Annotated in this window: 5 protein-coding genes, 1 rRNA gene and 2 riboswitches; of the genes, 1 reads left to right on the top strand and 5 read right to left on the bottom strand. The window is 36.5% G+C overall.

Features of this window, described 5'->3' with window-relative positions; genetic code table 11:
- The 5 genes from VK90_RS24775 to guaA form a co-directional block, all read right to left on the bottom strand.
- Nucleotides 1–188: ribosomal RNA gene (locus VK90_RS24775) — 16S ribosomal RNA — on the bottom strand; the annotation flags it as partial.
- A gap of 296 nt (nt 189–484) precedes the next feature.
- Nucleotides 485–1,990: an aminopeptidase AmpS gene (gene ampS, locus VK90_RS24770; protein WP_048376013.1), complete on the bottom strand. Its 1,506-nt coding sequence runs from the start codon at nt 1,988–1,990 to the stop codon at nt 485–487.
- Nucleotides 1,974–2,675 carry a response regulator transcription factor gene (locus VK90_RS24765; protein WP_025149405.1) on the bottom strand — a complete coding sequence of 234 codons (702 nt, stop codon included), beginning with the start codon at nt 2,673–2,675 and terminating at the stop codon, nt 1,974–1,976. Before VK90_RS24765 ends, ampS begins: the two co-directional genes overlap by 17 nt.
- Nucleotides 2,676–2,819: 144 nt before the next feature.
- On the bottom strand, nt 2,820–4,145 hold the full coding sequence (locus tag VK90_RS24760; protein ID WP_048376011.1) for an NCS2 family permease: 1,326 nt from the start codon (nt 4,143–4,145) through the stop codon (nt 2,820–2,822).
- Nucleotides 4,146–4,273: 128 nt separating this feature from the next.
- Nucleotides 4,274–4,375, bottom strand: a riboswitch (purine riboswitch).
- A 153-nt stretch (nt 4,376–4,528) separates the two neighbouring features.
- The gene (gene guaA / locus VK90_RS24755; protein WP_000743914.1) at nt 4,529–6,067 is read right to left on the bottom strand and encodes a glutamine-hydrolyzing GMP synthase; all 1,539 of its coding nucleotides are present in this window, start codon (nt 6,065–6,067) and stop codon (nt 4,529–4,531) included.
- Nucleotides 6,068–6,231: 164 nt separating this feature from the next.
- Nucleotides 6,232–6,333, bottom strand: a riboswitch (purine riboswitch).
- A gap of 401 nt (nt 6,334–6,734) precedes the next feature.
- Here guaA and VK90_RS24750 point away from each other — a divergent pair.
- Nucleotides 6,735–7,163 carry a hypothetical protein gene (locus VK90_RS24750; RefSeq protein WP_048376009.1) on the top strand — a complete coding sequence of 143 codons (429 nt, stop codon included), beginning with the start codon at nt 6,735–6,737 and terminating at the stop codon, nt 7,161–7,163.
- Nucleotides 7,164–7,287: the final 124 nt, after the last annotated feature.

The following is a 7,287-nucleotide window of genomic DNA, read 5'->3' as shown; positions in this document are numbered from 1 at the left end:
CAAAATGTTATCCGGTATTAGCCCCGGTTTCCCGGAGTTATCCCAGTCTTATGGGCAGGTTACCCACGTGTTACTCACCCGTCCGCCGCTAACTTCATAAGAGCAAGCTCTTAATCCATTCGCTCGACTTGCATGTATTAGGCACGCCGCCAGCGTTCATCCTGAGCCAGGATCAAACTCTCCAATAAAGTTAGTTTGTCTAGCATCTAAAAATAAAAATTGACGTTTCACGTTGTTTGTTTCGTTCAGTTTTCAAAGAACTACTTTGCCGCTCATTTGCGACTTCCTTATGTTAACATTTTCATGTTTCAATGTCAACTAAGTTTTTTTATTTCGTTTGTCGCTTTCTGCGTTGTTGCTATCGGCGACTCATATAATACTACACCTCTAAACTCTAATCGTCAATATGTTTTTCTAAAAAAATATAAAAAGACTTATTTCTTTTAAAATAAGCCTTTTTATCATATGACATTCTATTCATTTATTATTTTTCTACAATTGGTAACGAGACTATAAATTGAATAATACCATCCTCATATTCAGCTCGAATACTACCACCTTGCAATTCAACAATACTTTTCGCAATAGCTAATCCAAGTCCCGATCCTTCTGTTACTCTACTTCGAGATTGATCCTTCTTATAAAAACGTTCAAACAAACTCCCTAACTCTTCTCTCGTAAACTCTTCGCTATGATTCGCGATAACAATTTGTATATCCCTACGCTGCCTTTGCAGTGAAACCTTTATCTCTCCGTCATCTTTACTATACTTAATCGCGTTCATTAGTAAATTATCGAATACACGGACCATCTTTTCCGAATCAATTGTTGCATATGCACGTTCCTCAGGAAATTTCTTAACAAATGTAAGTCCATGCTCTTCCGCCTGTGGTACTAGCTCTTCTATTAATTGCTCAAGCAACTCATTTACACATACTTCTTGTTTTTCTAGCACAACCTGTTCATTTGTTAACTTCGTATACTCAAATAAATCTTCTATTAAATTCTTTAACTGCTCCGACTTTACAAAAGCAATTCTCGTATACTCATCATGTTGTTCTTTATTTTCATATTTAGAATCTCGAAGTAATCGTAAATAACCCATAATAGAAGTAAGTGGCGTACGTAAATCATGAGATACATTCGTAATAAGCTCGTTTTTCTGCTTTTCTAACTTACGCTCTTTTTCTATATTATTCATAAGCTCTTCTGCCATATTGTTAATATTCTCAGTTAAAGCTGCAATCTCATCTTCACCTTTTTTCTCAATACGGTAAGCTAAGTTCCCCTTTTCTATTTCCTTTACACCTAGTGCCATCGCTTCAATTTGCTTCATCTTTCTCTTTGTTATATAGAAGAAAGAGAAAATGAATACGAGCACACCTATGAAAAATGGAAATGGCCCTTCTTGTGTCTCATACATTACTAAACCATCCGGAATCCCACTAACGAACATATACAAATTCTTATTTTCTATTGTAATAGGCGAAAAGGATATAAATTCTTTTCTCGTATTTTCAAATACATCTCGACCGTTTGAATAATTAATCGCAAATGATGCTGCATTACGAATCGTATTATGCAAATCAATTTGCTCTTCTTGTGCCTGCTTCGTCTTATATAAAACTTTACCACTCTCGTCAGTAACCAATACCTTTAAAGCTCTAGAGCCTCGTTCTAAATTTTGATTCTCTAGTTCAATCATACTTGATATAGCCTCTAATTTATTTTCATGAACTGAACTATTTGCCACACTTTGAGCTTGTTGGTTAATTTGCTCCATACCAGCCCGATAATCGATAGTTGCTTGACGATTCGCATTCTCAAAAAATGGTGCAGCTCCCTTTGCAAAAAAAACTCCTAATAACGCACAAGCAGCAAAAGTAGTAACCAATTGAATTCTTATACTCTTTCGTACGCTCTTTACTAATTTCTCAATTAATTGTCTTGTTTTCCTCACATAAGTAAATGGATTAAATATCTTTTTCAATCTTATACCCCACTCCCCACACTGTTTTTATATATCTAGGTTTTCTCGGGTTCTCCTCAATCTTTTCACGCACTTTCCGAATATGCACCATTACAGTATTATCAGACTGGAAAGATCTTTCGTTCCAAACCTTTTCATAAATTTGTTCCGCGCTAAAGACCATACCTGGATTACGAGCTAGTAATTCTAAAATTGAAAATTCCCTCGGAGTTAACTTTACTTCTTCCCCTTCTACAATAACCTTATGGGTCGAAATGTTTATTTTCATCTCTCCAATTTCTAACTCGTCCTCATTTTGAATAGCGAAACCATTCATTTTCATATAACGGCGTAACTGAGATTTAATTCTTGCGATTAATTCTAACGGATTAAACGGCTTCGTTACGTAATCATCTGCACCTGTTGTTAATCCTAAAATTTTATCCATATCTTGCGTTTTCGCCGAAAGCATAATAATCGGCATTTCTTTCGCTTCCCTTACTTTCATACACATATGAATACCATCTACTTTCGGCATCATAATATCTAATACGACTAAATGTACTTCATTTTCTTCTAATATGCGTAACCCTTCTTCTCCGTCCCCTGCCTGTAAAACTTTATATCCTTCATTCTTTAAATAGATTGTAATTAAATTCCGAATTTCTTTTTCATCATCTACGACAAGTATTGTTTCGTGTGCCACAATATCTCCCCCATCACTTTTTTTATCCCTAACTTCTATTATAGGAAAACTTCTGAAGAAAAACGCTCGGAAATCCTTAAGATTTTCTGAAGACGCAAAAAAGGTCTAGACTCCCCTTAAGTCTAGACCTTTGAAAAACCCCTTCTATTTACGAACGTAGATGAAATATAGTACGAATAAAACTCCCATAACATACATAATTGGATGAACTTCTTTACGACGACCACTCACAACCATTGTAATTGGATAGAAGATAAATCCAATCGCAATCCCTGTCGCGATACTATACGTAAGTGGCATTGAAATGATAGTAAAGAATGCTGGTACTGCAATCTCGAATTTCTTCCAGTCAATTTCTCCTAAAGAAGAAACCATTAAAATCCCGACAATAATTAAAGCTGGTGCCGTTACAGCTGGCGTTACAACACTTAGTAATGGCGAGAAGAATAGTGCTAGCAAGAAGAACCCTGCTGTTACAACTGCTGTAAATCCAGAACGCCCTCCCGCTGCTACCCCCGCAGACGATTCAATGTAAGACGTCGTAGTAGATGTACCTAGAATTGCACCAATTACAGTTGCGATCGCATCTGCAAATAACGCTTTTCCTGCACGTGGTAATTTATTGTTCTTCATTAATCCTGCTTGATTCGCAACCGCCATAAGCGTACCTGCTGTATCAAAGAAATCGATAAAGAAGAACGTTATAATAACAATCCCCATTTGAACAGTGAAAATGTCTCCAAAGTGAGTTAACGCTACCCCGAACGTTGGTTCTAGACTCGGTATTGCTCCCACTACAGCTTTCGGTGTATCAATTAATCCAGTTGCTACTCCTAAGATTGCTGTAAGGATCATACCGTAGAAAACTGCACCATTTATTTTCTTAATCATGAAAATGATTGTAGTAACAACTCCAAAAATCGCTAGTAACGTTGTGCCCTTTGTTAAATCCCCCAATCCAACAAGAACAGCATCATTTTTTACGATAATTCCGGCATTTTGAAATCCAAGGAAGGCAATGAATAATCCGATACCTGCTGCTACCGCAAATTTTAACTCTGCTGGAATAGCATTAATGATTTTTTCACGAATACCTGAAGCAGTAAGAATAATAAAGATAATACCTGACATTAATGTTCCAGCAATTGCTGTTTGCCATGGAATACCCATCGTTAACACTGCTGTATAAGCAAAGAACGCGTTAATTCCCATACCTGGTGCTAAAGCAATTGGATACTTTGCGAAAATACCCATAATTAACGAACCAATCGCTGCTGCTAATGCTGTAGCAACGAATACTGCACCTGGATCCATCCCTGTACCTGCTGGTAACCCTTTAACATTTCCAAGTGACAGCGTAGCAGGATTGACAAATAGTACGTAAGCCATAGATAGAAATGTCGTTAACCCTGCTATGAACTCAGTCTTATAATTCGTACCGAGCTCATCAAACTGAAAATAGCGTTTCATCCTACGTTTCCCCCGTTATATGATTACTCGCCGCATTTCACCCTAGCCCTCTTTTATCTATAAAAATAAAAAAGGCTTCCATTGCATATACATGGAAGCGTTCTATAAACAAAGACAAGTTTCCCCTCATCTTTATAAAAACGCCTCGTAGTCAAGCCATTTACGGTAGCTAGGTAGAAACTTTCGGGCCATATCCCCGATATTATACGACGGCTATAATATTCACTTTTCGTATCAATTACATAATCATATTAACTCGATAAGGTACTTTTGTCAATTTAAAAACGAACGTTTTTATAAACTTTTATATTTTCGTTCGTATTAAGAGTAGAAACAAAAAGATCCATCTATACATAAACGATAGATGGATCTTTTTTATAATACTATTCCCACTCGATAGTTGCTGGTGGCTTACTCGTTACATCATACACGATACGGTTAACGTGTTTTACTTCGTTTACGATACGTACAGAGATTTTCTCTAATACGTCCCAAGGGATACGTGCCCAGTCAGCTGTCATACCGTCGATAGATGTTACTGCACGGATACCTACTGTGTAATCGTAAGTACGCTCGTCACCCATAACACCTACGCTACGCATACCAGGAAGCGCAGTGAAGTATTGCCAGATTTCGCGGTCTAATCCTGCTTTTATAATTTCTTCACGTAAAATCGCATCAGATTCACGAACGATTTCTAATTTCTCTTCTGTGATCTCACCTAATACACGAATACCAAGTCCTGGACCTGGGAATGGTTGACGCCATACGATTTCATCAGGAATTCCTAGTTCTGATCCTAATACACGTACTTCATCTTTAAATAAAGTGTTTAAAGGCTCAATTAATTTGAACTGCATGTCTTCTGGAAGTCCACCAACGTTATGGTGAGATTTAATTGTTTGTGCAGTTGCTGTACCACTTTCAACGATGTCTGTGTAAAGTGTACCTTGCGCTAAGAAGTCCATACCTTGTAATTTAGAAGCTTCATCATCAAATACGTAAATGAATTCGTTACCGATAATTTTACGTTTTTGTTCTGGATCTTCTACACCTTTTAACTTGTTCATGAAGCGTTCTTGTGCATCCACTTTAATAACGTTCATATGGAAGCCTTCGCTAAATGTTTTCATAACGCCTTCTGCTTCACCTTTACGAAGTAAGCCGTGGTCAACGAAAATACATGTTAATTGGTCACCGATTGCTTTATGAATTAATACTGCTACAACAGAAGAGTCTACACCGCCACTAAGTGCGCATAGTACTTTTTTGTCTCCAACAGTTTCACGGATCTTCTCTAATTCTACTTCGATAAAGTTCTCCATGTTCCATCCTTCAGAACAACCACATACGCCGAATACGAAGTTTTTAATTAAATCGTTACCGTGCTCAGAGTGACGTACTTCTGGGTGGAATTGTACACCGTATAAGTTTTTCTCTTCATTGCTCATACCAGCAATTGGACAAGACTCACTTGTTGCATCTACTACGAATCCTTCAGGTAAACCAGTTACTAAGTCACCATGACTCATCCATACAACTTGCTCTTCTGGAAGGTTCGCATATAATTTTGATTCGTTCTCTACTTTAAGAACAGCTTTTCCGTACTCACGGTGGTTTGCACGCTCTACTTTACCACCGAAGTGTTGTGTCATAAGCTGCATACCGTAACAAATACCGAAAATCGGTAATCCTAGTTCAAAGATTTTTTCATCACAATGTAATGCACCTTCACCGTATACACTGTTTGGTCCACCTGAGAAAATAATCCCTTTTGGATTCATTGCTTTAATTTCTTCTGCAGTAATTGTATGCGGATGAAGTTCACTGTATACACCGAACTCACGAATTCGACGTGCTATTAACTGATTGTACTGACTCCCAAAATCTAAAACGATAATTGTATCGTGTTGCTTCTTCAAAATAATCACCCCAACGTTAGTTCTCGTATATAAATATTTTCACCAATTAGGCGAAAAGCATTACCAATATAATAAAAAAAGCCAGTCCTCCGCCTCTAGTCTCATAACAAAGAAAAGGCAGGGGTCTGGCTTTATAAAGAAAGATAGTCTCCGCTCTTTATAAATATAAGACACACTGCCTTCATAGTCAGGTTGTTTGCGGTAACCCGGTAGAGACTCTCAAACCATATCATTGAGGATATATGAAGGATCGTTTTATATTATCTTCCTAGATTCTAACAATGAAGTATCAATATGGTCAAGAGAGAAAGCGACAAAATTCTACAGAAATTATTTTCCTTTTCTCAAAAACACAAAAAAACATCCACTCCTATATCGAAGTGGATGTTTTTCGAGCGAACGGAATTACATCATTCCGCCCATCAAGGTATACATATAATAGAAGGAAATAGGTACAAAAAAGGTTATCATATCAATATTTTTCAGCAATCTTACTACTTAAAAATATACAATTCCAAACCCTTTCGGACACTTTTCGGACACTAAAATACATGGTGTAATTTAGTAAACAACAACCGCTGACAAATCATCCATACGAGCTATACCATTCTTACAGCTTTAGATATAATGATATTTATTCTAATAAAATTAAAAGGAGTTAATTGTTTTGAAAGAAAAATTCAACAAGATCCCTCTTCATGTACAAGACTTTCAAAAATTAAAAATGTTATTAGACGAATTAGTACAAGATGAAATAATGTTCATAGAAGGGATTTCTAAGTATGCTTTAAATATTTCTTCTAAAGAATCTAAAGTCACCATTAACCTTAGAAGCGAGTTTTATCCCGATCCATACTTAGCGATTACTGCTATAAACATTACCCCAAGTAATCAAGGTAACGGAAGTATTGTTCTTGAATGGTTTAAAACATTCGCTAAAGAAAAGGGATTCGAACGATTAGTATTACAAGAAGTTATAACTGAAGAAGGTTACCACTTTGCATTAAAAAATGGTTTCTCAAAAAAGGTTGGTCCATTCGAGGAAATATTTAGAAAGCCCGATAGTACTGACGGAAATTATGAATTACATTTATAAAGAATAAAAAAAGTGAACGAATATTTTCCTTATGCGTTCACTTTTTTACTTGATTAATCATCCACCACAGCTTATTCTTTTCTTTCCATAAGAGCAATTCCCCTATACTTTTAAATATTAAAAT

Origin of the sequence: Bacillus sp. LK2 (assembly GCF_001043575.1) — a bacterium.
Taxonomy (GTDB): domain Bacteria; phylum Bacillota; class Bacilli; order Bacillales; family Bacillaceae_G; genus Bacillus_A; species Bacillus_A paramycoides.
This window is presented reverse-complemented; position numbering and strand designations above follow the sequence as displayed.

Coding starts and splice junctions, on each gene's coding strand:
- VK90_RS24760 (WP_048376011.1), bottom strand. CDS start 4,145: ATGAAACGCTATTTTCAGTTTGATGAGCTCGGTACGAATTATAAGACT.